A 25271-nucleotide genomic window follows, 5' to 3' on the forward strand; every position below is an offset into this window, starting at 1 on the left:
CTTGCCACACCACGCCTTAGCCTTGATCATTCGCAAAAACCATTCAAGGATTCACCGTGACCGACAGCCCTGCCCCTCGCCCGTCACCTGCCGGGCCCTGCGCCCGTGCTCGTGCCATGGACGAGGCGCTGGACTGGCTGGTTCGCCTGCAATGTGCCGATACCGAAGACACCCAGGCCTTCGAAGCCTGGCTGAGCGCCGCGCCGGAAAACGCTGAGGCTTATGTCGAGGCAGAAGCACTGTGGAACGGTACGCCGTTGCAACATGCAGCCACGCAGATGCACCAGCAGCAACGCCGCTCATGGCGCGGGCGCCTGCGCAGCCACTGGAAGCCCATGGCCACCGCCGCCGTGCTGCTGGTCGGGCTGTTCACCGTCGGCAACCTGCCCACACGCCTGCAGGCCGACCACCTGACCGTGGTGGGTGAGCGCCAGCGCCTGCAGCTGGAAGACGGCGCAAAAGTGCTGCTCAACACCAACTCGGCATTTGCCAGCGACCGCCGGGACGGCCGCCAGGTCGCCCGCCTGCTGCAGGGTGAGGCCTACTTCCAGATACCCGAGGGCGCGCTGCTGCCGCTTGAGGTAGAGGCCGGGCCGTTGCGCGCACAGGTGCGCGATACCGACTTTGCCGTGCGCTACCTCGACGGGGAGGCCCAGGTGCGGGTGCAACGCGGCGATGTCGACCTGCAAGGGGCACGCGACCAGCGCATCCGCCTGAGTGCCGGCGACAGCATCAGCGTCGGCCCGCAGGGCTTCGGCCAGCGCCAACGCGCCGACATGCAAAAAGACCTGGCATGGGTCGACGGCCGCCTGGTGTTCGAAAACTGCCCGTTGAGCCAGGTGCTGGCGGAGGTGCGGCGTTACTACCCAGGCTGGATCATCAACCGCAATGCGCAGCTCGAAGACGTTGCAGTCACTGGCAACTACCGCCTCGACCAGCCGCTGGAAACCCTGCGCGCGCTGGCTCACATCACCTCGGCACAGCTGCATGAGTACCCTGCGCTGGTGATTCTGAACTGACCCGAAATTATTTTTACGCGATCGCCCTGCCCCGCCCGTCTCGTTATAGCCAATGCAACTGATTCTTGTTTGAAAACGAGAACAGTCATCACCTATAACAGCCCGCGCATCAGGGAGCGCTTTCGATGTCCACAGGTCCTACCCGCTCGTCCACCTTTCCACGCCGTACAGGGCAACTGTCTCTGCTGACGCTGGCCCTGCTTGCCAGCGGCGCCTGCAGCCTGCCGGCGCTGGCCGCCGAGCCGGCCCAGGCCAGCAGCCCACGCATGGGTGACTACCGCTTCAGCATCGGCCAGCAGCCGCTGGTATCGGCGATCAATGCCTTCAGCCAGGTCACCGGCTGGCAGGTCGGCTTCAGCGCCGAGCTGGCCGACGGCGTGGCTTCGCCGGGTGTACAAGGCTCGCTGCCGCCAGATGCCGCCCTCAAGCGCCTGCTGCAGGGTACCGGGCTGAGTTTCCGCAAGATCAGCAACGGCAACGTGGTCCTGGAGCGCCAGACCGGCGGCAACGTGATCGCCCTGCAACAGGTGACCGTCAGTGCGACCCGTAGCGCCCAGGACGTCAGCCAGGTGCCGAGCACCGTCAGCGTGCAGACCCGCGAGCAACTGGACCGGCAAAACGTCAACAACATCCAGGACCTGGTGCGCTACGAGCCGGGTGTTTCGGTGGCCGGTACCGGCCAGCGCAGCGGCCTGAACGGCTACAACATCCGGGGTATCGACGGCGAGCGAATCCTCACCCAGGTCGACGGCGTGTCGATCCCGGACAGCTTCTTCTACGGCCCCTACGCCCAGACCCAACGCAACTACGTCGACCCTGAAATCGTCAAGCGCGTGGAAATCCTCCGCGGCCCGGCCTCGGTGCTGTACGGCAGCAACGCCATTGGCGGCGCAGTGAGCTACTTCACCCTTGACCCGGACGACATCATCAAGCCCGGCAAAGATGTGGGTGCGCGGCTGAAGACCGGCTACAGCTCGGCTGACGAAAGCTGGCTGACCTCCGCTACTGTGGCCGGCCGCCAGGGCGATTTCGACGGCCTGCTGCACCTGAGCCAGCGCAACGGCCACGAGACCGAGACCCACGGCAACCACAGCGGCGACGGCCTGTCGCGCACCGAAGCCAACCCGATGGATGTGCGCACCACCAACGTGCTGGCCAAACTCGGCTGGAACTACGCCGACGACGCGCGCCTGGGTCTTACCTACGAGCGCTACAAGGATGACCGCGACCAGAACATCCTCAGCGCGGTGGGCGGCCCGTTCACCAACGGTACCGGCCTGGGCATGTACCGCAGCCGCACCGGCGAAGACACCGTGTCCCGCGAGCGCTTCGGCATCAATCATGAATTTGGCCTGGATTCGCTGGTCGCCGACCACATCAAGTGGAGCCTCAACTACCAGATCGCCAAGACTGACCAGCACACCGAAGAAGTCTACTTCCCCTTCAGCCGCACGGTGCTGCGTACCCGCGACACGACCTACAAAGACCGCCAATGGATGTTCGACGCACAGTTGGACAAGGCATTCAGCATTGGCCAGACCGATCACCTGCTGACCTACGGCGCTACCCTGAAGCATGAAAAAGTGACCGGCTCGCGCAGCGGCACAGGTACCTGCCTGGCCGTCGGCGGCGCTTGCCGGGCCATCGGCCAGGTCAGCACAACCGACTCGCAGGCGTTGGTCAGCGACTTCCCGGACCCGACGGTTAACACTTACAGCCTGTTCGCACAGGACGAGATCCGCTGGAACAACTGGACCTTCATGCCAGGCGCGCGCTACGACTACACGCGTATGGAACCCAAGTTCACCGACGCCTTCCTGCGTGGCCTGGAGTCCACCGGCACGGCGCCCTCGTCCCAGGACGATTCGGCCAAGAAGTGGCACCGCGTCTCGCCCAAGTTCGGCCTGACCTACGCCTTCAACGACAATTACACCTGGTACGGCCAGTACGCCGAAGGCTTCCGCACCCCGACGGCCAAGGCCATGTACGGGAAATTCGTCAACATTGACCAAGGCTACCGTGTAGAAGGCAACCCGGGCCTGGAACCTGAAAAAAGCAAAAGCTACGAAACCGGCCTGCGTGGCAACTTCGACGCCGGCAATTTCGACGTGGCGGTGTACTACAACAAGTACCGCGACTTCATCGACGAAGACGCCGTGCAAAGCGCCAACCTGGAGCAGACCTTCCAGGCCAACAACATCAAGCACGCCACCATCAAGGGTGCCGAGGTCAAAGGCCGCCTGAACCTGGACCACTTTGGTGCTCCGCAAGGTCTGTACACCCAGGGTTCGATTGCCTACACCTACGGTCGCAACGATGACACCGGCCAGCCGCTGAACAGCGTCAACCCGCTGAAGGGCGTGTTCGGCCTGGGTTACGAGCAGCAGAACTACGGTGGGCTGGTGAGCTGGACCTTGGTCAAGCGCAAGACCCGTGTCGACGACAGCAACTTCTACTCGCCCGATGGCTCGACTTCCAAGTTCCGCACCCCGGGTTATGGCGTGCTGGACCTGACCGGTTTCTACAAAGTCACCGACGACGTCACCATCAACGCCGGGCTGTACAACCTCACCGACAAGAAGTACTGGCAGTGGGATTCGGTACGCAGCTACGACGGCCAGGGTGAAGCCGGTGTGACTCAGCCCGCCAACATCGACCGCCTGAGCATGCCGGGGCGCAACTTCGGTATCAATGTGGTGTGGGATATCTGATCCATGTAGTAGGACTTGAGGGTTGTAGTGCCTGTGAGATCGAGCGCCGCCCGCGCGGCGCTTCGCGGGGCAAGCCCGCTCCCACATTTGTTGCAACGTGCCACACCTGTCAGACCATGGTTGCCAGCCTTGTTGGCTTGACTTGATTTCTCGGCGGGCGCTGCTGCCACCCCACCCGTCTCAAGACATGCGCCAAGGCTGACAACGCCTCTCCCACAGGCATGGCCACGTTGCAACAAATGTGGGAGCGGGCTTGCCCCGCGAAGCGCCGCGCGGGCGGCGCTCGATCTCGCAAGCGCTACAACTCTCAAGAAAAACCCAGTTTTTTTACTGTCCCGCCCCCGCTGTTTCGTCTTGTATCTAGACGCCCCTCTTTCCAAGGACTGCCCCCATGACCGACCGCCCAGCCCTGCGCTCCCAGCGCCTGAACCAGATCACCCACGCCCCGCACGCCGAGCTGGATGCACTGGTCAAATCGCACAAGCCGTTCGACAGCCGCGAAAGCTTCGCCCGCTTCGTCGTAGCCCAGTACCTGTTCCAGTCCGAACTGCAAGCGCTGTACAACGACCCGCAGCTGATTGCCATCGTCCCCGACCTGGCCGAGCGCTGCCGTGCCGATCAGGCACGCCTGGACCTCGCTGACCTCGACACCGAAGTACCCGCTGCCGTGCCAGGTGCCGTGGGCAAACCAAGCCTGGGCGAGGCAATGGGCTGGATCTTCGTCTCTGAAGGCTCCAAACTGGGCGCTGCGTTTCTGATCAAGCGTGCCGTGGCCCTGGAACTGTCCGACAGCTTCGGTGCCCGCCACCTTGGCGAGCCGGCCGGTGGCCGTGCCGAGGGCTGGAAGCAGTTCACTCGCATCCTCGATGGCCTTGAGCTGTCGGCTGAAGAGGAAGCCGCTGCCGAGCGTGGTGCAGTTGCCGCCTTCGAGCGTTTCACCGAACTGCTCAAACATGCCTATGCTGCGGATGCCGCGCTGGTCTGATACGCCGTACCCGGTCACCCTACCGGTGGCCGAAACGCTTTTTGCAGTGAGACCATGACCCGACCTGCCCGCTCGAAGATTGCCCGCCTGTTGTATGGAATCCTGGCTTACGTAAGCCTGGGGGTGGGCTTGGTCGCGATCGTCATTCCCGGCTTGCCGACCACCGAATTCATCCTGCTGGCCGCCTGGGCTGCAACCCGCAGCTCGCCGCGCCTGTCTGCCTGGCTGGAAAACCACCGGTTGTTCGGGCCAATCCTTTACAACTGGCGCAATGGCAAGGTGATCCAGCGCCGGGCCAAGGTAAGCGCGACCATCAGCATGTTGCTGTGCGCGGGCCTGATGCTGACGTTTCTGGAACACCACTGGCCGGTGTTCCTGGCCATCGCCGGCATGACCCTGGGCAACCTGTGGATCTGGTCACGCCCGGAGCATGCCTGCCCTGCCCCGTCACAAGCTCAACAACCCTGAGTACAGGCCGTAGGCTGCCAGCCCCGCGCCCGCCAGCACCGCAGCGAAAATCAGCTTTTCCCAAGTGGTGAACAACACCTGGCCCTGCTCATGCTTGGCCCTGGCAAACAGGATCACTCCGGGGGCATACAGCAGCGCTGACAGCAGCAGGTACTTGAGCCCGCCGGCATACAACAGCCACACGGCATACAGCAGCGCCACCAGCGCCACCAGCACGTCCTTGCGCCGCAACCCCGGCTGCCCGGCATAGGTTTCTGCACGTACCGCCAGCAGCACGGCATACGCCGCCGACCACAGGTAGGGCACCAGGATCATCGACGAGGCCAGGTAGATCAGGCTGGTGTAGGTACCGGCCGAGAATAGCGTAATCAGCAAAAAGCCCTGGATCATGCAGTTGGTCAGCCACAAGGCATTGGCTGGCACATGATTGGCGTTTTCCTTGGCCAGAAAGCGCGGCATGGTCTTGTCTCGCGCCGTGGCGAACAGGATCTCGGCACACAGCAGCGCCCACGACAGCAAGGCCCCCAGCAGCGAGACCGCCAGGCCAAGGCTGATCAACAAGGCCCCCCAAGGGCCGACGATATGCTCCAGCACCGAGGCCAGCGACGGGTTCTGCAACCCGGCCAGTTCCGGCTGGGTCATCACCCCCAGCGACAGCACGTTGACCAGCACCAGCAGCGCCAATACACCGAGAAAACCGATGACCGTGGCCTTGCCCACATCCGAACGGCGCTCGGCGCGCCCCGAGTAGACGCTGGCGCCCTCGATGCCGATGAACACGAATACGGTCACCAGCATCATGTTGCGCACCTGCTCCAGCACGCTGCCGAATTTTGGGTTGCTCAAGCCCCAGATGTCACGGGTGAAGATATCGGCCCGAAAGGCAAACGCCGCAATCACCACGAACATCAGCAACGGTACCACCTTGGCCACGGTGGTCACCTGGTTGATGAACGCGGCCTCCTTGATGCCGCGCAGCACCAGAAAATGCACCGACCACAGCAGCAGCGAGGCACAGCCGATGGCGATCGGCGTGTTGCCTTCGCCGAACACTGGAAAGTAGAAACCCAGGGTGCTGAACAGCAGCACGAAGTAACCGACATTGCCCAGCCAGGCACTGATCCAGTAGCCCCAGGCCGAAGAGAAGCCCATGTAGTCGCCAAAGCCTGCCTTGGCGTAGGCGTACACCCCCGAGTCCAGTTCCGGCTTGCGGTTGGCCAGGGTCTGGAACACAAACGCCAAGGCCAACATGCCGACGGCGGTGATGCACCATCCGATCAGCACCGCCCCTACATCGGCGCGCGCCGCCATGTTCTGCGGCAATGAAAAAATCCCGCCACCAATCATCGAGCCGACCACCAGCGCGATCAGCGCGCCCAGGCGCAGCTTCTGTCCCGGTTCGCTCATGCATCCCCCATTTTTTCGCGCTGTCATGACTTTGAAACAGCCCTGCGGGCCATATAAACGTTGCTACTTATAATGGAACAAGCCATTAAAGCTATAGCACTCATAACTGCTTTGTCTATGCACCATTCCTTATAACGCTAGCAGCTGTGCAGCCGCTGGAAAAGTTCCCGTTAAAACTCGAAATTATTGTGAAAAATTTGCGAAAGCGGCAAAAACGGCTAGCTTCTAGCATCGCAGGCTGAACAGAGCGTTTGCTCTAGAAAGACATGGAGGTGCCAGCGCGCAAGGCCTGCAGCTTGAGCTGTCGGCACTCTCCAGGAGCACCGTGAAGGAAATTTCCTACCTTCACGTCGCCTTAAACTGACACAAGTCAGCTTACGGCAGAGGCGTCAGATTTATGCTGACGTCAACTTTCTCCTGGCAGGAGTTGTTAAATGTCTGATGCATCCGGAAAACTAAAACTCGGCGCGCTAGTTGCACTTGTCGTCGGTTCGATGATTGGCGGCGGGATCTTCTCGCTGCCGCAAAACATGGCCGCCAGCGCAGGGGTTGGCGCCGTGCTGATCGGCTGGGGTATCACCGCGGTCGGCATGCTGACCCTGGCGTTTGTGTTCCAGACCCTGGCCAACCGCAAGCCTGACCTGGATGGCGGGGTGTATGTGTACGCCAAGACGGGTTTCGGCGACTACATGGGCTTCTCTTCGGCCTGGGGCTACTGGATCAGTGCCTGGCTGGGTAACGTCGGTTACTTCGTGCTGTTGTTCAGCACCTTGGGCTACTTCTTCCCGATTTTCGGTGAAGGCAACACGCCGGCCGCCATCATTGGCGCGTCGATCCTGTTGTGGGCGGTGCACTTTCTGGTGCTGCGCGGCATCAAGGAAGCGGCGTTCATCAACCTGGTCACCACCGTGGCCAAAGTGGTGCCGCTGGTGCTGTTCACCCTGATCTGCCTGTTCGCCTTCAGGCTCGACATCTTCACCGCCGACATCTGGGCCTTGGGTACGCCGGAGCTGGGCAGCGTGATGAACCAGGTGCGCAACATGATGCTGGTCACCGTGTGGGTGTTCATCGGTATCGAGGGCGCCAGCATCTTCTCGTCCCGGGCGGAAAAACGCTCTGACGTGGGCAAGGCCACGGTCATCGGCTTTGTCACCGTGCTGCTGTTCCTGGTGCTGGTCAACGTGCTGTCGCTGGGCATCATGACCCAACCGGAACTGGCCAAGCTGCAGAACCCGTCGATGGCTGCCGTACTGGAACATGTTGTCGGCCATTGGGGCGCGGTGCTGATCAGCGTCGGCCTGATCATCTCGCTGCTGGGTGCCCTGCTGTCGTGGGTACTGCTGTGCGCCGAGATCATGTTTGCGGCCGCCAAAGACCACACCATGCCGGAGTTCCTGCGCCGCGAAAACCCCAATCAGGTACCGGCCAACGCCCTGTGGCTCACCAATGCCATGGTGCAGATCTTCCTGGTGATCACACTGTTCTCCAGCAGTACCTACCTGTCGCTGATCTACCTCGCCACCTCGATGATCCTGGTGCCCTACCTGTGGTCGGCGGGCTACGCCTTCCTGCTGGCACTGCGCGGCGAAACCTACGAACAGGCCCTTGCCGAACGCAAGAAAGACCTGATCATCGGTGGCATCGCCTTGTTGTACGCCGTCTGGCTGCTGTATGCCGGCGGCGTGAAATACCTGCTGCTCTCGGCCCTGCTCTACGCACCTGGGGTGATTCTGTTCGCCAAGGCCAAGCGTGAAACAGGCCAACCCGTTTTCACCAACGTGGAAAAACTGATCTTCGCAGCCGTGGTCATCGGCGCCCTGGTGGCAGCTTATGGCTTGTACGACGGCTTCCTGACCCTTTGACCCACGTCTTCGTTCAATTGGAGGAATGAAACCATGTCCGCTGAAAAACAGAAGTACGGTGTCCACTCCGAAGCCGGCAAACTGCGCAAAGTGATGGTTTGCTCGCCGGGCCTGGCGCACAAGCGCCTGACGCCGAGCAACTGTGACGAGCTGCTGTTCGACGATGTTATCTGGGTCGACCAGGCCAAGCGTGACCATTTCGACTTCGTCACCAAAATGCGCGAGCGTGGCGTGGATGTGCTGGAAATGCACAACCTGCTGACCGACATCGTGCAGCAACCCGAAGCCCTCAAGTGGATCCTTGACCGCAAGATTACCTCTGACACCGTGGGTGTCGGCCTGACCAACGAGGTGCGTAGCTGGCTCGAAGGGTTGGAACCACGCCATCTGGCGGAGTTCCTGATTGGCGGCGTGGCAGGCCAGGACCTTCCAGTAAGCGAAGGCGCCGAAGTGATCAAGATGTACAACAAGTACCTGGGCCACTCCAGCTTCATTCTGCCGCCACTGCCTAACACCCAGTTCACCCGCGACACCACTTGCTGGATCTACGGTGGCGTGACGCTCAACCCGATGTACTGGCCGGCGCGACGCCAGGAAACCCTGCTGACCACCGCCATTTACAAGTTCCACAAGGAATTCACCGGTGCCGACTTCCAGGTCTGGTATGGCGACCCGGACAAGGATCACGGCAACGCCACCCTCGAAGGCGGTGACGTGATGCCAGTCGGCAAGGGCATCGTGCTGATCGGCATGGGTGAGCGCACTTCCCGCCATGCCATCGGCCAACTGGCTCAAAACCTGTTCGACAAAGGCGCGGCCGAGAAAGTCATCGTCGCTGGCCTGCCGAAGTCCCGCGCCGCGATGCACCTGGACACCGTGTTCAGCTTCTGCGACCGCGACCTGGTAACGGTATTCCCGGAGGTGGTGAAAGAGATCAAGCCATTCATCATCACCCCGGACTCCAGCAAGCCCTATGGCATGAACATCGCGCCGCAGGATGCCTCGTTCCTCGAGGTGGTATCCGAGCAGTTGCTGGGCAAGAAAGACAAGCTGCGCGTGGTCGAGACCGGCGGCAACAGCTTTGCCGCAGAGCGCGAACAATGGGATGACGGCAACAACGTGGTGGCCATCGAGCCGGGCGTGGTCATCGGCTACGACCGCAACACCTACACCAACACCCTGCTGCGCAAGGCCGGCATCGAAGTCATCACCATCAGCGCCGGCGAGCTGGGCCGGGGCCGGGGCGGCGGCCACTGCATGACCTGCCCGATTGTGCGCGACCCGATCGACTACTAACGACCATTGCACCCGGCCGCGCCCACAAAGCGCCGGCCGGGACACTACCGAACTCAAGGAGAAGCAATCATGGCGTTCAACATTCACAACCGCAATCTGCTCAGCCTGGAACACCACACCACCCGCGAGCTGCGCTACCTGCTGGACCTGTCCCGCGACCTCAAGCGCGCCAAGTACACCGGTACCGAGCAGCAGCACCTGAAGGGCAACAACATTGCCCTGATCTTCGAAAAAACTTCCACCCGTACCCGCTGCGCTTTTGAAGTGGCTGCCTACGACCAGGGCGCGAACGTTACCTACATCGACCCCAACTCTTCGCAGATCGGCCACAAAGAGAGCATGAAAGACACCGCCCGCGTGCTCGGGCGCATGTACGACGCCATCGAGTATCGTGGCTTCAAGCAGGAAATCGTCGAAGAGCTGGCCAAGTTCGCCGGCGTACCGGTGTTCAACGGCCTGACCGATGAGTACCACCCCACCCAGATGATCGCTGACGTGCTGACCATGCGCGAGAACAGCGACAAGCCGCTGCACGACATCAGCTACGCCTACCTGGGCGACGCCCGTAACAACATGGGCAACTCGCTGCTGCTGATTGGCGCCAAGCTCGGCATGGACGTGCGCATCGCCGCGCCCAAGGCACTGTGGCCGCACGACGACCTGGTCGAGCGCTGCAAGAAATACGCAGAGGAAAGCGGCGCACGCATCACCCTCACCGAAGACCCGAAAGCGGCGGTCAAGGGTGTGGACTTCGTCCATACCGACGTGTGGGTATCGATGGGCGAGCCGATCGAAGCCTGGGGCGAACGCATCAAGCAGCTCAAGCCTTACCAGGTGAATGCGGAGTTGATGAAAGCCACCGGCAACCCACGGACCAAGTTCATGCACTGCCTGCCGGCGTTCCACAACTCCGACACCAAAGTCGGCAAGCAGATCGCCGAGCAGTACCCGGACCTTGCCAACGGCATCGAAGTGACTGACGACGTGTTCGAGTCGCCGGCCTGCATCGCCTTTGAGCAGGCGGAAAACCGCATGCACACGATCAAGGCGATCCTGGTTTCGACCCTGGCTGATCTGTAAGGGCTGACTCGCCAGGCCGGGCAACCCGGATCCCTGTGGGAGCGGGTTCACCCGCGAATACGTCGGCAGCACCAGCATCTTTACCTGGGCTGACGCCTTCGCGGGTAAACCCGCTCCCACAAGGGGTGGTGATACCCGCCCAAGAGCAGCACTCTCCTCTTTTGTTAAAGGACATTCCCCATGCGTATCGTTGTTGCATTGGGCGGCAACGCCCTGCTGCGTCGCGGCGAGCCCATGACCGCTGACAACCAGCGTGCCAATATCCGTACCGCTACCGAGCAAATCGCCAAGATCCACCCGGGCAACGAACTGGTCATCGCCCACGGCAACGGCCCGCAAGTTGGCCTGCTGTCACTTCAGGCCCTGTCCTACAAGCCCGACGAGGCCTATCCGCTGGACGTGCTGGGTGCCGAAACCGAGGGCATGATCGGCTACATGATCGAACAGGAACTGGGAAACCTGTTGGCCTTCGAGGTGCCGTTCGCTACCCTGCTGACCCAGGTGGAAGTAGACGCCAACGACCCCGCCTTCAAGGACCCGACCAAGTTCATCGGCCCGGTCTACGCCAAGGAAGAGGCCGAGCGCCTGGCCAAGGAAAAGGGCTGGGTGGTCAAGCCGGACGGCGACAAATACCGCCGCGTGGTGGCCAGCCCGAAACCCAAGCGCATCTTTGAAATCCGCCCGATCAAGTGGCTGCTGGAAAAGAAAAGCATCGTGATTTGCGCAGGCGGTGGCGGCATCCCCACCATGTACGATGAAAACCGCAAGCTCAAAGGCATCGAAGCGGTGATCGACAAGGACCTGTGCTCGGCTTTGCTGGCAGAGCAGTTGGAAGCCGACCTTTTGATAATCGCCACCGACGTCGATGCGGCCTACATTGACTGGGGCAAGCCGACGCAAAAAGCCATTGCCCAGGCCCACCCCGACGAACTCGAACGGCTGGGCTTCGCCGCTGGCTCCATGGGGCCGAAGGTGCAGGCCGCCAGTGACTTTGCCCGCAACACTGGCAAAGTGGCGGTGATCAGCTCGCTGGAGAACATTGAAGACATTGTGAAAGGCACCGCCGGCACACGGGTTTCCACCGCGAAGCCGGGGATCAGCTACCGTTGAATGCAGTCGGCGGGCCTACGGTGCCCGCCATTTTCGACCTTCCAAAGGAGCTAGCCATGGCCCAGTACCACCCCGGTCATGTACACATCGAGCGCACTGCGCTGAACCCGGCAGACCACAGCTACGACCTGAACATCGAATATGAAGCAGTGTCGGATCCCAAGGAAGGCAGAGGCATTCAGTTCCACATGCATGGCAGCATCGAAGGCAAGCTGGTGGAAGAGAAGTTCTTCCTCCCCAAGGACCAGGTGTTGCCAAGCTTTCTCATGCTGCTGACCCGCAAGGCGCAGTCGTATCTGGCGCCGCCGAAGAAATTCGAGACCCTGAGTTCCCCGCACAAGCTCTATGACTACATGTTTGCGGACATTCGCGAAAAGCTTGATGTGAAATCGGGTGACCCGATCAAGCCTGAGCATCTGGAGTGATTCAGATTCAGGGGGCTGCTTTGCAGCCCATTCGCGGCACAAGGCCGCTCCCACAGATTCTGCATCTGCCCTGAACCTGTGGGGGCGGCCTTGCGTCGCGATGGGGCGCAAAGCGGCCCCGGCGATGTTGAGGCATACTACCGCCCTCCCCGGCCACCACTTCATCGTCCCCCATGCGCATCCACGTCAGCTTTATCGACCGCGTCGGCATCACCCAGGAAGTCCTCGCCCTGCTCGGTGCCCGCAACCTCAACCTGGACGCCGTGGAGATGGTCCCGCCAAACGTCTACATCGACGCCCCCACCCTCAGCCCCGCCGTACTCGAAGAACTGCATGACGCGCTGTTCGAGGTACACGGCGTGCAATCGGTGGACGTGGTCGACATCCTCCCCGGGCAGCGCCGCCACCTGCAGCTCGATGCCCTGCTGGCGGCGATGAGTGACCCGGTACTGGCCGTGGACAGCGCAGGCCAGGTGCTGCTGGCCAACCCGGCACTGATCGCCTTGTGCGGCCGCGAATCCGCCGGGCGCTCGGTGGGCGAGCTATTTGGCGACCCTGCGCTGCTGCAAGCCCTGCTGGACAACAACTTCCACCTGCCCATGCGCGAAATGCAGTTGAACGGCCAGAGCCTGCTGCTGGACGCCATGCCGATCACCAACGCCGGTGGCCTGCTGACACTCTACCCACCCTCGCGCATGGGCGAGCGCCTGTCGGCACTGCACCACGACCACGCCGAAGGCTTCGATGCCTTGCTCGGCGACTCACCTGCCATCCGCACCCTCAAAGCGCGTGCATTGCGCGTGGCGGCGCTTGATGCACCGCTGCTGGTGCATGGCGAAACCGGCACCGGCAAAGAACTGGTGGCACGCGCCTGCCATGCCATCAGTAGCCGCCACGCGGCACCGTTCCTGGCCTTGAACTGCGCCGCACTGCCCGAAAGCCTGGCTGAAAGCGAACTGTTCGGTTACGCCCCCGGCGCCTTCACCGGCGCGCAACGTGGCGGTAAGCCCGGGCTGATGGAGCTGGCCAACCAAGGCACGGTGTTCCTCGATGAAATTGGCGAGATGTCGCCGTACCTGCAGGCCAAGTTGCTGCGTTTTCTCAGCGATGGCAGCTTCCGCCGGGTGGGTGGCGACCGCGAAGTGAAGGTGGATGTACGCATCATCAGCGCCACCCACCGCGACCTGGAGCGCATGGTCGCCGAAGGTACCTTCCGTGAAGACCTGTTCTACCGCCTCAACGTGCTCAACCTGCAGGTGCCGCCGGTGCGTGACCGTGGCCAGGACATCCTGATGCTCGCGCACTTCTTCATGCAGCAGGCCTGCACGCAGATCCAGCGCCCACCCTGCCGGCTGACCCCCGCCACCCACTCGGCACTCCTGGCCAACCCTTGGCCAGGCAATGTGCGCCAGCTTCAGAACGTGATTTTCCGCGCAGCGGCCATCTGCGAGGGCAACCTTGTGGACATTGGTGACCTGGACATCGCCGGCACCTCGGTGGCACGCGGGCAAGATGGTGACGTGGCCAGCCTGGAACAGGCCGTAGGTGATTTCGAGCGCGAATTGTTGCAGCGACTGTATGCCAGCTACCCCTCGACACGGCAACTGGCCGGCCGCTTGCAAACTTCACATACCGCTATTGCCCAACGGCTGCGCAAATACGGAATACCGGGTAAAGCCTGATAGTTGCTGTAATAACCCGGCTGTTATTCAGGCTTTTCCTACACCAGTGGACGGTACTCTCCCACATATGCCTCGTAGAATGGCGACAGTGTAATCCCACCTGTCACCCCACTTATCCGCCGTAGAGCGGAGGGTGGTTCGCTACTGGATATAACGAGAGCACCTGATGTTTGAACTCGATTTTTACGGGACACTTGTCGCCGCCTCTTTAGTGCTGTTGCTCGGGCGCGGCCTGGTCGCACGCATTGGTTTCTTGCGCGCTTACAACATCCCGGAACCGGTTGCCGGCGGCCTGGTGGTAGCCTTGGCACTGCTGGCGTTGCGCAGTTTCGATGTGCATGTGCAGTTTGATACTTCGCTGCAAACCCCTTTGATGCTGGCCTTCTTCGCCACCATCGGTTTGAGCGCAGACTTTGCCAGCCTGAAAAAAGGCGGGCGCGTGGTGGCTGTGTTCCTGCTGGTGGTGACCGGTATGCTACTGGTGCAGAACGCCATGGGTATCGGCCTGGCCACGGTATTAGGGCTCGACCCGCTGATGGGCCTGCTGACCGGCTCGATTTCCCTGTCGGGCGGCCACGGCACGGGCGCTGCGTGGGGGGCAACCTTCACCGAGAAATTTGGCCTTGCCTCGGCGTCCGAGTTGGCGATGGCCTCTGCCACCTTCGGCCTGGTGCTGGGTGGCCTGATTGGCGGCCCGGTCGCCAAGCTGCTGATCAAGCGTGTGCAAACCCCTGAGCATGAAGAGCAAGGCCCACAGCTGCCCAAGGGTTTCGAGCAACCAGACAAAGAACGCCTGATTACATCGTTTTCTTTCGTCGAAACCCTGGCGCTGATTGCCGTCAGCCTGCTCGCAGGCTCGTTGCTTAACACGGTGCTTAAAGGCACTGCATTTGAACTGCCCACATTCGTCTGTGTGTTGTTCGTCGGCGTATTGCTGCGCAACGGCCTCTCGGCATTCGGTTTTTATCATGTCTTCGAGCGGGAAGTTTCGGTACTGGGCAATGTCAGTTTGTCGCTGTTCCTGGCGATTGCCTTGATGTCGCTCAAGCTGTGGGACCTGGCAGCCCTGGCCTTACCGTTCTTTGTGTTGTTGGCCGCGCAAACGCTGGTGATGGCACTGTTTGCGATTTTCGTCACGTTCCGGGTCATGGGCCGCAACTATGATGCGGCAGTGCTGGCTGCCGGGCACTGTGGCTTCGGCCTGGGTGCGACGCCGACGGCGATAGCCAACATGCAAGCGGTGACGCAGCGCTATGGCGCCTCGCACATCGCCTTCCTGGTGGTGCCGATGGTGGGGGCGTTCTTCATCGACATCATCAATGTCATCGTGATCAAACTGTACCTGGCATTGCCCATGTTTATAGTGGGTTAAGCCAGCCAGGCAAGATGCTGCACGTCCCGGGCCTGCCTGGCCCAGGACGCGCGCACTTTCTCTCAGGGACGAACCGCAGTCACTTCGATCTCAACGCGCCAGGCCGGGTGTGCCAAGCCTGCAATCTGGAACGCCGAGCGCGCAGGCAGAACCGGCTGCTTGGCGGCAGGGCCGAAGAACTGGGTATAGCCGGCCATGAAGCCGTCGAAATCCATCTTGCCGCCGTTCTCTGGGCCGCCTACCAGGAAGACTTGCATCTTCACCACATCTGTGAGGCCAAGACCCAGTTCTTTCAGTTGCTGCTGAATGTTTTCAAGCACATTGATGGTTTGTGCTTTGGTATCCCCATAGGCTGCCAGTGACTCCTTGGGGGCGTCGGGATGGATAACCGACGGAACGGAACCGCTCAGGTAAACGACCGTCTTGCCTGCAGGCACTTCTACCGCCGACGAGATCGGGAAACTGCCAGCACCGTGGCGCACGATATCTTGTGCATGAACGCTGCCGGCGCCGGCCAATGCCAATGCAGCCAGGGTCTTGATAGCCACTTTCATAATATTCTCCTGAAGATTACCAAGCATGTGTACGCATCGGTGAGGCGCACACGGGTCATTCCATTGCGCTATGAGCACTTAGAATCGATAAAGGCTAAAGGCTGTCGGGTCCAGCACGGGCGCCTTTCCAAGCAGCAGGTCGGCCGACAACTCGGACGACACCGGGCTTTCCGTCATACCCCAACCGGTCGCGGTATTGATGACCAGGCCAGGGTACTCCTTGACCTGCGAAATAATCGGGTTCTCATCCGGGGCGATGGCCATGGCACCGCTCCATTGGTCGATCAACTTCGCCTCGTTGAAGGCGGGGAACTCGACCTTGAGTTTTTCCAGCGATGCATCCAGCTCTGGGATATCAGGGGCCGCCGTCATCAGCCGGTTTTTCTCGAAGGGCGAAACCTCGTCCAGCTTCCAGTGGGTTGGCTGAGTGAACGAGTCGATCAATTGCCGGTTCAGCGAGATATGCACCGGGAAGTCGGGAATCGCCAGCAGTGGCAGGTATTTATAGCCATACATGAACGACTCTTTGACCACCGGGGCAACCACGACGCGCGGCGAAGTCGCGTAGGTACCGTCGGCCTGCTCACGGAAGTAGATATTGCCGGGCAATGCAACGTTGCCACCGGGTGCACGCGGTGCCGCACTGATGATTTGCTGGGACTGATAAGCAGGCAAGGTAGGCACATCGACGCCCAGGTTCTGCATGAACAACCTGGACCATGCGCCGCCGGCCACGATCACGCGGGCTGTCCTGATGGCACCCTTCTCGGTCACCACATCGGAGATCGCACCGGCCTGGGTTTCCAGGCCCCTTGCGGCGCAGTGGGTGTAGATCCGTACGCCGATTTTCTTGGCATACTCGGCCATGACATACGATGCGCGTTCGGCGTCCAGGCTGCCGGAGTCTTCCTCGAAGCCTGCAACCGTCCACTTCGATGATGCACCGCGCAGCCGCTGCTCAAGTTCATTGCCTTGAATGATGCGTGTCTTGAAGGGGATGTCCGAACCTGCTTCCCGGGTTTTGACATCGATCCACTTTCTGACGCCTTCCAGGTCTTCTTCATCGAAAGGCACTTCGACCCGGCCTTGTGTGCGATAGCTGGTATCTGCACCCACTTTGGCATTCATTTCACGCCAACGTTGCTTGGCAAGATGGTGCAACTGGAATGTCGCATCCGGCATCTTGTAGGTCATGACCTGACCATAGAACCTGCACGACTGTTCGCCGGCAATCTCACCTTTTTCAACCACAACTACCGAGAGGCCACGCTCGACCAGGTTAATCGCCGTCATAAGCCCGAGAATACCAGCGCCAACGACGACTACATCCGCCTGCTTGGGCAGCACGCCCTCGGTGCCTTCTACAAAACCAAACCGCGGTTTGCCCGGGATCAACCTGCCTTCGCGGGTCAGCAAGGGGGTCAGAATCCCCGCGCCAGCTGCAGCAGCCACGACGCCGCCGCCGATCAAAAACTTACGCCTCGTCATTCCCATGACACTTTCCTTTCCTGGTATCTGGTGTTGGCCGACAGCCCCCTGAACCAACTTTGCGGCCAGGCAGTCAGGCTGAGAGTTAAAAATTAAAGGGGGGCTATTTTGGTGACGCACCCGTACCGGAAAAATCGCTGAGGACAAATACTTAGTTCAGCCATTTGAAAACTATCACTCAGAGGACATAAATAGTTAATATAGCGACACCGTGTAGGCGCATGATGAAAGCTACTTCGGAACACGAGGTCGGAGTAGTTTCAGCGACGCAATGCGCTCAATGAGAAGCTCGTTACCTTATATTTATTGACTGCAATTCGCCGGTGCCACCCGATTACTTCTAATCAAACTTCGGCAATTTTTATGAGAGGCCAATGACAGGCCCGTGCGGACAGCGATGTATCGATTTGAATACACCGTACCGAAAACAATACACACCCATTCGAGAGCGCCTGCGCAAGGGTTTGATCCCCAAACGGTTTTTCATTCCTGATCATCTGTAGCGTTTTCGTTCCATAAAAATGAATGAGCGACCACCTAAAATCAATAAGTCACTGTTTTATATGCATATTTTGTGATTGGCCGCATTTTTGCTAATGGATTCCCAACCCAAGAGCGCGGCACCACCGCGCCCAGCGCCCTGCTTCCCGAGGAATCCCCATGAGCGAGTTGCGTTTCACTGAAGATCACGAATGGCTGCGCGTCGAAGCCGACGGCAGCGTCACCGTGGGCATCACCGCCTTCGCCCAGAACGCTTTGGGCGATGTGGTTTTCGTGCAACTGCCCGAGCTGCAGCAGTATGAGAAAGGCAGCGAAGCGTCTACCGTCGAGTCGGTGAAGGCCGCCAGCGGCGTGTACATGCCGCTGACCGGTGAAGTGGTCGAGGTCAATGCCCAGCTCGAAGACAGCCCGGAACTGGTCAACGAAGACCCGCTGGGCGATGGCTGGTTCTTCCGCTTCAAACCCGCCGATATGAACGAAGTCACCGCCCTGCTCGACCAGGACGCCTACGACCGCCTGATCAAAGCCAACGACGACGCCTGAGGAACTCCGCCATGACCATCAACCTCGGCACCGCCAACGAATTCATCGCCCGCCACATCGGCCCGCGCGCCGCTGACGAGCAGGCCATGCTTACCGCCCTGGGCTTCGACTCGCTGGACGCCATGACGGCCGCCGTCATCCCCGACAGCATCAAAGGCACCAGCGTGCTGGGCTCGCACGACGGCCAGAGTGAGGCCGACGCACTCGCCGCGCTCAAGGCCATCGCCGGCAAGAACCAGCTGTTCAAAAGCTACATCGGCCAGGGCTACTACAACACTCACACCCCGGCGCCGATCCTGCGTAACCTGCTGGAAAACCCGGCCTGGTACACCGCCTACACCCCGTACCAGCCAGAAATCTCCCAAGGCCGCCTGGAAGCGCTGCTGAACTTCCAGACCCTGATCAGCGACCTGACCGGCCTGCCGATCGCCAACGCCTCCTTGCTCGACGAAGCCACTGCTGCGGCCGAGGCCATGACCTTCTGCAAGCGCCTGTCGAAGAACAAGGCCAGCCACGCCTTCTTCGCCTCCGTGCACTGCCACCCGCAAACCCTCGACGTACTGCGCACCCGTGCCGAGCCGCTGGGTATCGAGGTGGTGGTCGGCGACGAGCGCGAGCTGGGCGATGTCAGCTCGTTCTTCGGCGCCCTGCTGCAATACCCGGCCAGCAACGGTGACGTGTTCGACTACCGCGACGTGGTGCAGCGCTTCCACGCCGCCAACGCCCTGGTCGCCGTGGCCGCCGACCTGCTCGCCCTGACCCTGCTGACCCCACCGGGCGAATTCGACGCCGATGTGGCCATCGGCAGCGCCCAGCGTTTTGGCGTACCACTGGGCTTCGGTGGCCCGCACGCGGCCTACTTCGCCACCCGTGACGCGTTCAAGCGCGACATGCCGGGCCGCCTGGTCGGCGTGTCGATCGACCGCTTCGGCAAAACCGCCCTGCGCCTGGCCATGCAAACCCGCGAGCAGCACATCCGCCGCGAGAAGGCCACCAGCAACATCTGCACCGCCCAGGTGCTGCTGGCCAACATCGCCAGCATGTTCGCCGTTTACCACGGCCCGCAAGGGCTCAAGCGCATTGCCGAGCGCACCCATGCACTGACCGCGATCCTGGCCGCCGGCCTGAAGGTGCTGGGCGTACAGGTAGTGGGCGACAGCGCCTTCGACACCCTGACCCTGGCTACCGGCACTGCCACCGCCGGCCTGCATGACAAGGCTCGCGCCCTGAGCATCAACCTGCGCCAGATCGACGCCGCCCACGTGGGCCTGTCGCTGGACGAAACCAGCAGCCAGGCTGACGTCGAGTCGCTTTGGCAACTGTTCGGGGGCGATCAGGCTCAACCTGACTTCGCCGCACTGGCTGCAAGCACAGGTTCGCTGCTGCCTGCCGCCCTGCTGCGCCAGTCGGCCATCCTCGAACACCCGGTGTTCAACCGCTACCACAGCGAAACCGAACTGATGCGCTACCTGCGCCGCCTGGCCGACAAGGACCTGGCGCTGGACCGCAGCATGATCCCGCTGGGTTCCTGCACCATGAAGCTGAACGCCGCCAGCGAGATGATCCCGGTCACCTGGGCCGAGTTCGGCAACCTGCACCCGTTCGCCCCGGCCGCGCAGAGCCAGGGCTATCTGCAGATGACCACCGAGCTGGAAGCCATGCTGTGCGCCGCCACCGGCTATGACGCCGTGTCGCTGCAACCCAACGCCGGCTCCCAGGGCGAATACGCAGGCCTGCTGGCCATCCGCGCCTACCACCGCAGCCGTGGCGAAAGCCACCGCGACATCTGCCTGATCCCGTCCTCGGCCCACGGCACCAACCCGGCCACCGCACACATGGCTGGCATGCGCGTCGTCGTCACCGCCTGTGACGCCCGCGGTAACGTCGATGTAGAGGACCTGCGCGCCAAGGCCATCGAGCACCGCGAGCGCCTGGCTGCAATCATGATCACCTACCCGTCGACCCACGGCGTGTTCGAGGAAGCGATCGGCGAAATCTGCGCGATCATCCACGACAACGGTGGCCAGGTGTACATCGACGGCGCCAATATGAACGCCATGGTTGGCCTGTGCGCCCCGGGCAAGTTCGGCGGCGACGTGTCCCACCTGAACCTGCACAAAACCTTCTGCATCCCGCACGGTGGTGGCGGCCCGGGCGTTGGCCCGATTGGCGTAAAATCGCACCTGGCGCCGTTCCTGCCAGGCCACGCGCAGCTGGAAAACACCGAAGGTGCGGTATGCGCCGCCCCATTCGGCAGCGCCAGCATCCTGCCGATCACCTGGATGTACATCCGCATGATGGGCGGTGCCGGCCTCAAGCGTGCCTCGCAGATGGCGATCCTCAATGCCAACTACATCGCCCGCCGCCTGGAAGAGCACTATCCTGTTCTGTATACCGGTGGCAATGGCCTGGTGGCCCACGAGTGCATCCTCGATCTGCGCCCGCTGAAGGACACCAGCGGCATCAGCGTCGACGACGTGGCCAAGCGCCTGATCGACTTCGGTTTCCACGCCCCGACCATGTCCTTCCCGGTGGCCGGCACGCTAATGATCGAACCGACCGAAAGCGAGGCCAAGGAAGAACTGGACCGCTTCTGCGACGCGATGATCCAGATCCGTGAAGAAATCCGTGCGGTCGAAAGCGGTAGCGTGGACAAGGAGGACAACCCGCTGAAGAACGCCCCACACACGGCGGCCGAGCTGGTTGGCGAATGGGCCCATGGTTACAGCCGCGAACAGGCGGTCTACCCGCTGCCAAGCCTGGTGGAAAGCAAATACTGGCCGCCGGTCGGCCGGGTCGACAACGTGTTCGGCGACCGCAACCTGGTGTGCGCCTGCCCGTCGATCGAGAGCTATCAGGACGCCTGATAGCCCTAAGGCTCGCCACCTGACCTGAGGTGTGAACCTCTGTGGGAGCGGGCATGCCCGCGAATGCGATGGTGGCTTCACCGACGCATTCGCGGGCATGCCCGCTCCCACAGGGTTCACCATCCGCCCAATATTCCTGGCTGGAGGTCCACCATGTCACTGAGCGTCTTCGACCTGTTCAAGATCGGCATCGGCCCCTCCAGCTCTCACACAGTCGGCCCGATGCGCGCTGCTGCGCGTTTTGCCGAAGGGCTACGGCGTGACGGCCTGCTGCCCCGCACCGCCAGCGTCAAGGCCGAGCTCTACGGCTCGCTGGGTGCCACTGGCAAGGGCCACGGCAGTGACAAGGCCGTGCTCCTGGGCTTTGAAGGCGAGCACCCCGACACCGTCGACACCGACAGCATCCCCGCCCGCCTGCAGGCCATCCGCGACAGCGGTCGCCTCAACCTGCTGGGGGAGCACAGCATCGCCTTCATCGAAAAGCAGCACCTGGCGATGATCCGCAAACCGCTGGACTACCACCCCAACGGCATGATTTTCCGCGCCTTCGACGACGCCGGCCTGCAAATCCGCAGCCGCGAGTACTACTCGGTGGGCGGTGGTTTTGTGGTTGACGAAGATGCCGCCGGCCACGACCGCATCGTCGAGGACAGCACCGTGCTGGCCTACCCGTTCAAGACCGCCAAGCAACTGCTTGGCCATTGCACCGCGCAGAACCTGTCGGTAAGCCAGGTGATGCTGGCCAACGAGGCTGCCTGGCGCCCGGAGGCACAAACCCGCGCCGGGCTACTGCACATCTGGCAGGTGATGCAGGATTGCGTCGAAGCTGGCTGCCAGCACGAAGGCATCCTGCCGGGTGGGCTGAAGGTCAAGCGCAGGGCGCCGGCACTTTACCGCCAGCTGAGTCGCCACCCGGAGGCAAGCTTGCGCGATGCCCTTTCGGTACTCGACTGGGTCAACCTCTACGCCTTGGCGGTGAACGAAGAAAACGCCTACGGCGGGCGCGTTGTCACTGCGCCCACCAACGGCGCGGCAGGCATCGTCCCGGCGGTGCTGCACTACTACATGCGCTTCGTGCCAGGTGCCAGCGAGGACGGGGTGGTGCGTTTTCTGCTCACCGCTGCGGCAATCGGCATCCTGTACAAGGAAAACGCCTCCATCTCCGGCGCCGAAGTGGGCTGCCAGGGCGAGGTTGGCGTGGCTTGCTCGATGGCCGCTGGGGCGCTATGCGAAGTGATGGGCGGTAGCGTTCAGCAGGTGGAAAACGCCGCTGAAATCGGCATGGAACACAACCTGGGCCTCACCTGCGACCCGATCGGCGGGCTGGTCCAGGTGCCCTGCATCGAGCGCAATGCCATGGGCTCGGTGAAGGCCATCAACGCGGTGCGCATGGCATTGCGCGGCGACGGGCAGCACTTCGTGTCGCTCGACAAGGTCATCCGTACCATGCGCCAGACCGGCGCCGACATGAAAAGCAAATACAAAGAGACCGCCCGCGGCGGCCTGGCCGTCAACATCATCGAATGTTGACCCGACAACAACAGCAAGGAGTCACCGATGTCCGAAACACTGCTCAAGACCCCACTGCACGCCCTGCACCTGGAACTGGGTGCACGCATGGTGCCGTTCGCCGGCTACGACATGCCGGTGCAGTACCCGCTGGGCGTGCTCAAGGAACACCTGCACACCCGCGAGCAGGCCGGCCTGTTCGATGTCTCGCACATGGGCCAGATCATCCTGCGCGGCGCCGAAGCCGCCAAGGCCCTGGAAAGCCTGGTGCCGGTGGATATCATCGACCTGCCGGTGGGTATGCAGCGCTATGCCATGTTCACCAATGAGCAAGGTGGCATCCTCGACGACCTGATGGTCGCCAACCTGGGCGACGACACCCTGTTTCTGGTGGTCAACGCGGGCTGCAAGAACCAGGACCTGGCCCACCTGCAGAAGCACATCGGCGACCGTTGCAATGTGCAGCCGCTGTTCGAGGAGCGTGCCCTGCTCGCCCTGCAAGGCCCGGCGGCAGTCAAGGTGCTGGAGCGCCTGGCGCCGGAAGTCGCCGGCATGACATTCATGCAGTTCCGACCGGTCAAACTGCTGGGTGAAGACTGCTTCGTCAGCCGCTCGGGCTACACCGGCGAAGACGGCTATGAAATTTCGGTACCTGCCAACGCTGCCGAAGCCCTGGCCCGTCGCTTGTTGGCCGAGCCGGAAGTACAGCCGATCGGCCTGGGGGCACGCGACTCGCTGCGCCTGGAAGCAGGCCTGTGCCTGTATGGCCACGACATGAACAGCGAAACCACACCGATCGAAGCCAGCCTGCTGTGGGCGATTTCCAAGGTGCGCCGCGCAGACGGTGCACGTGCTGCCGGCTTCCCGGGCGCCGAGGCGATCTTCGCTCACCAGCGCGACGGCGTCGCACGCAAACGTGTCGGCCTGTTGCCGCAAGAGCGCACGCCAGTACGCGAGGGCGCGGATATTGTCGATGCCAACGATAAACCGGTAGGCAAAGTGTGCAGCGGCGGCTTTGGCCCGACACTCGGCGCACCTGTCGCAATGGGTTATATCGATAGTGAACATGCCGCAATCGACACGGCACTGTTTGCCGTAGTCCGTGGCAAGAAGGTTGCCTTGAAAGTCAGCAAAATGCCTTTCGTGGCGCAACGTTACTACCGTGGTTGAAACACCTTTGTGAAGGTTTACGGGCAGGGTTCCATATTCGTTTTCGAACCTGCCCAATAACTTTTGAGCATGGCGCCAGGCCAGGCGCCATGCCGTTTCCGACAAACCGGTCGGTTATCGGCAAACGGCTATTTTTCCATACGACCGAGGGCTTGTTTTTCGCTCGGGAGTTGGCGTAGAGTCACTGCACTGTGTTTGCATGGGTCGCAACAGTTCGTGACCTGGGCCAGTAGCCGAAGTTCGCTACAACCCGTTCGACGTCTCTTACTTTCCTGCAACCCCAGCCCAGTAATCTTTCGCTTACAGATAAGTGCGAGAGTAACTGTCATCACAATTCAAGCTTCGTAGGAAATAAGACAATGGCTGAGCGTCAGAGCGGTACCGTCAAGTGGTTTAACGACGAAAAAGGTTACGGTTTCATCACTCCAGAAAGCGGTCCGGATCTGTTCGTACACTTCCGCGCTATTCAAGGTAACGGTTTCAAGAGCCTGAAAGAAGGCCAGAAAGTGACCTTCGTTGCCGTGCAAGGCCAAAAAGGCCAGCAGGCTGACGAAGTCCAAGTCGCCGAATAATCCGTAAAAAAAGCCCCTGCGTTGACGCGCAGGGGCTTTTTTTTGCGTGCAATTCCATAAAATGGGCCTTTGCCATCTGGAGCTGCCCCGCAATGCCCACGCCCCACCTCCTCCCGCAGGGTGATTTCCCCCCCGTTGGCCTTGGCCGGCGTTTGGCGGCAATGTTTTACGACTTCCTGTTGTGCACGGCGTTGCTGATCGTGACCGCCGGTGCCTACAAGCTGATCCAGATGGCGTTTATCGGCGAGGCGCGCATGCGCGAGCTGACCGAAGCCGGTGCACTGGATGGCGACCCGCTGCTGTCCACGGTACTACTGTTTGCCGTGTTCGGCTTCTTTGCCAAGTTCTGGACCCACGGCGGGCAGACGCTGGGTATGCAGGTGTGGGGCGTGCGGGTGCAGAACGCCGACGGCACCGCCATCAGCCTGTGGCAGGCACTATTGCGCTTCGTGGTGTCGATTGCCTCGTGGCTGTGCCTGGGGCTGGGCTTTTTCTGGGCGCTGATCGACAAGCGCAAGCGTGGATGGCATGACATCTACTCGGAAAGCCAGCTGGTGCGGGTGCCGAAGCAGAAGAAATAGTCCAAGAGCACAGGCCCACACCCATGAAAAAGCCGACCCTGAGGTCGGCTTTTTTGTGCAACTCAGGCC

20 protein-coding genes are annotated in these 25271 nt (G+C 61.5%); 17 read left to right on the plus strand and 3 right to left on the minus strand.

Annotated features, from left to right (window positions below; translation table 11 throughout):
• Positions 1–56: 56 nt before the first annotated feature.
• The 4 genes from P0Y58_24945 (at position 57) to P0Y58_24960 (ending at position 5183) form a co-directional block, all read left to right on the plus strand.
• Positions 57–1019 (plus strand): FecR domain-containing protein, encoded by a 963-nt coding sequence (locus tag P0Y58_24945; protein WEK30098.1) that lies wholly within the window; start codon positions 57–59, stop codon positions 1017–1019.
• A gap of 125 nt (positions 1020–1144) precedes the next feature.
• Entirely contained in the window at positions 1145–3730 is a 2586-nt protein-coding gene (locus P0Y58_24950; protein WEK30099.1) for a TonB-dependent receptor, read from the plus strand.
• 391 nt (positions 3731–4121) lie between these two features.
• Positions 4122–4715: a biliverdin-producing heme oxygenase gene (locus P0Y58_24955; protein WEK30100.1), complete on the plus strand. Its 594-nt coding sequence runs from the start codon at positions 4122–4124 to the stop codon at positions 4713–4715.
• Positions 4716–4769: 54 nt separating this feature from the next.
• Positions 4770–5183, plus strand: coding sequence for a YbaN family protein (locus P0Y58_24960; GenBank protein ID WEK30101.1), 414 nt, complete (start codon positions 4770–4772; stop codon positions 5181–5183).
• Here the strand turns inward: P0Y58_24960 and arcD (P0Y58_24965) are convergent.
• Positions 5163–6590, minus strand: coding sequence for an arginine-ornithine antiporter (arcD, locus tag P0Y58_24965; GenBank protein WEK30102.1), 1428 nt, complete (start codon positions 6588–6590; stop codon positions 5163–5165). The two genes, P0Y58_24960 and arcD (P0Y58_24965), sit on opposite strands and share 21 nt — an antisense overlap.
• Before the next feature lie 434 nt (positions 6591–7024).
• Between arcD (P0Y58_24965) and arcD (P0Y58_24970) the strand changes: the two genes are divergently transcribed.
• From arcD (P0Y58_24970) to gltS, 7 genes are all read left to right on the plus strand, one after another.
• On the plus strand, positions 7025–8452 hold the full coding sequence (gene arcD, locus P0Y58_24970) for an arginine-ornithine antiporter (GenBank protein WEK30103.1): 1428 nt from the start codon (positions 7025–7027) through the stop codon (positions 8450–8452).
• 33 nt (positions 8453–8485) lie between these two features.
• Complete coding sequence (gene arcA, locus P0Y58_24975; GenBank protein ID WEK30104.1) at positions 8486–9748, plus strand: arginine deiminase; 1263 nt, start codon at positions 8486–8488, stop codon at positions 9746–9748.
• Between the two features lie 69 nt (positions 9749–9817).
• Positions 9818–10828, plus strand: coding sequence for an ornithine carbamoyltransferase (locus P0Y58_24980; protein WEK30105.1), 1011 nt, complete (start codon positions 9818–9820; stop codon positions 10826–10828).
• Positions 10829–11008: 180 nt separating this feature from the next.
• Positions 11009–11938, plus strand: coding sequence for a carbamate kinase (arcC, locus tag P0Y58_24985; protein ID WEK30106.1), 930 nt, complete (start codon positions 11009–11011; stop codon positions 11936–11938).
• Positions 11939–11994: 56 nt separating this feature from the next.
• Positions 11995–12363 carry a DUF5064 family protein gene (locus P0Y58_24990; protein ID WEK30107.1) on the plus strand — a complete coding sequence of 123 codons (369 nt, stop codon included), beginning with the start codon at positions 11995–11997 and terminating at the stop codon, positions 12361–12363.
• A gap of 173 nt (positions 12364–12536) precedes the next feature.
• On the plus strand, positions 12537–14045 hold the full coding sequence (locus P0Y58_24995) for a sigma-54-dependent transcriptional regulator (protein ID WEK30108.1): 1509 nt from the start codon (positions 12537–12539) through the stop codon (positions 14043–14045).
• A 166-nt stretch (positions 14046–14211) separates the two neighbouring features.
• The gene (gene gltS / locus P0Y58_25000) at positions 14212–15417 is read left to right on the plus strand and encodes a sodium/glutamate symporter (protein WEK30109.1); all 1206 of its coding nucleotides are present in this window, start codon (positions 14212–14214) and stop codon (positions 15415–15417) included.
• A 62-nt stretch (positions 15418–15479) separates the two neighbouring features.
• Here the strand turns inward: gltS and P0Y58_25005 are convergent, their stop codons facing one another.
• Both P0Y58_25005 and P0Y58_25010 read right to left on the minus strand, forming a co-directional pair.
• Complete coding sequence (locus P0Y58_25005; GenBank protein WEK30110.1) at positions 15480–15971, minus strand: RidA family protein; 492 nt, start codon at positions 15969–15971, stop codon at positions 15480–15482.
• Between the two features lie 78 nt (positions 15972–16049).
• The gene (locus P0Y58_25010) at positions 16050–17465 is read right to left on the minus strand and encodes an FAD-binding oxidoreductase (protein ID WEK30111.1); all 1416 of its coding nucleotides are present in this window, start codon (positions 17463–17465) and stop codon (positions 16050–16052) included.
• Between the two features lie 654 nt (positions 17466–18119).
• On the opposite strand from P0Y58_25010, the gene gcvH reads away from it, so the two are divergent.
• The 6 genes from gcvH to P0Y58_25040 all read left to right on the plus strand — a co-directional run bounded on the left by gcvH (position 18120) and on the right by P0Y58_25040 (position 25202).
• Positions 18120–18503, plus strand: a complete 384-nt coding sequence (gcvH, locus tag P0Y58_25015) for a glycine cleavage system protein GcvH (protein ID WEK30112.1) — start codon at positions 18120–18122, stop codon at positions 18501–18503.
• An 11-nt stretch (positions 18504–18514) separates the two neighbouring features.
• The gene (gene gcvP / locus P0Y58_25020; GenBank protein WEK30113.1) at positions 18515–21370 is read left to right on the plus strand and encodes an aminomethyl-transferring glycine dehydrogenase; all 2856 of its coding nucleotides are present in this window, start codon (positions 18515–18517) and stop codon (positions 21368–21370) included.
• A gap of 153 nt (positions 21371–21523) precedes the next feature.
• On the plus strand, positions 21524–22900 hold the full coding sequence (locus P0Y58_25025) for an L-serine ammonia-lyase (protein ID WEK30114.1): 1377 nt from the start codon (positions 21524–21526) through the stop codon (positions 22898–22900).
• Positions 22901–22927: 27 nt separating this feature from the next.
• Positions 22928–24049 (plus strand): glycine cleavage system aminomethyltransferase GcvT, encoded by a 1122-nt coding sequence (gene gcvT / locus P0Y58_25030; GenBank protein ID WEK30115.1) that lies wholly within the window; start codon positions 22928–22930, stop codon positions 24047–24049.
• 359 nt (positions 24050–24408) lie between these two features.
• The gene (locus P0Y58_25035; GenBank protein ID WEK30116.1) at positions 24409–24621 is read left to right on the plus strand and encodes a cold-shock protein; all 213 of its coding nucleotides are present in this window, start codon (positions 24409–24411) and stop codon (positions 24619–24621) included.
• Between the two features lie 92 nt (positions 24622–24713).
• Positions 24714–25202, plus strand: coding sequence for an RDD family protein (locus P0Y58_25040; GenBank protein ID WEK30117.1), 489 nt, complete (start codon positions 24714–24716; stop codon positions 25200–25202).
• The last annotated feature ends 69 nt before the right edge of the window (positions 25203–25271 follow it).

Source organism: Candidatus Pseudomonas phytovorans (genome assembly GCA_029202525.1).
GTDB classification, from domain to species: Bacteria; Pseudomonadota; Gammaproteobacteria; order Pseudomonadales; family Pseudomonadaceae; genus Aquipseudomonas; species Aquipseudomonas phytovorans.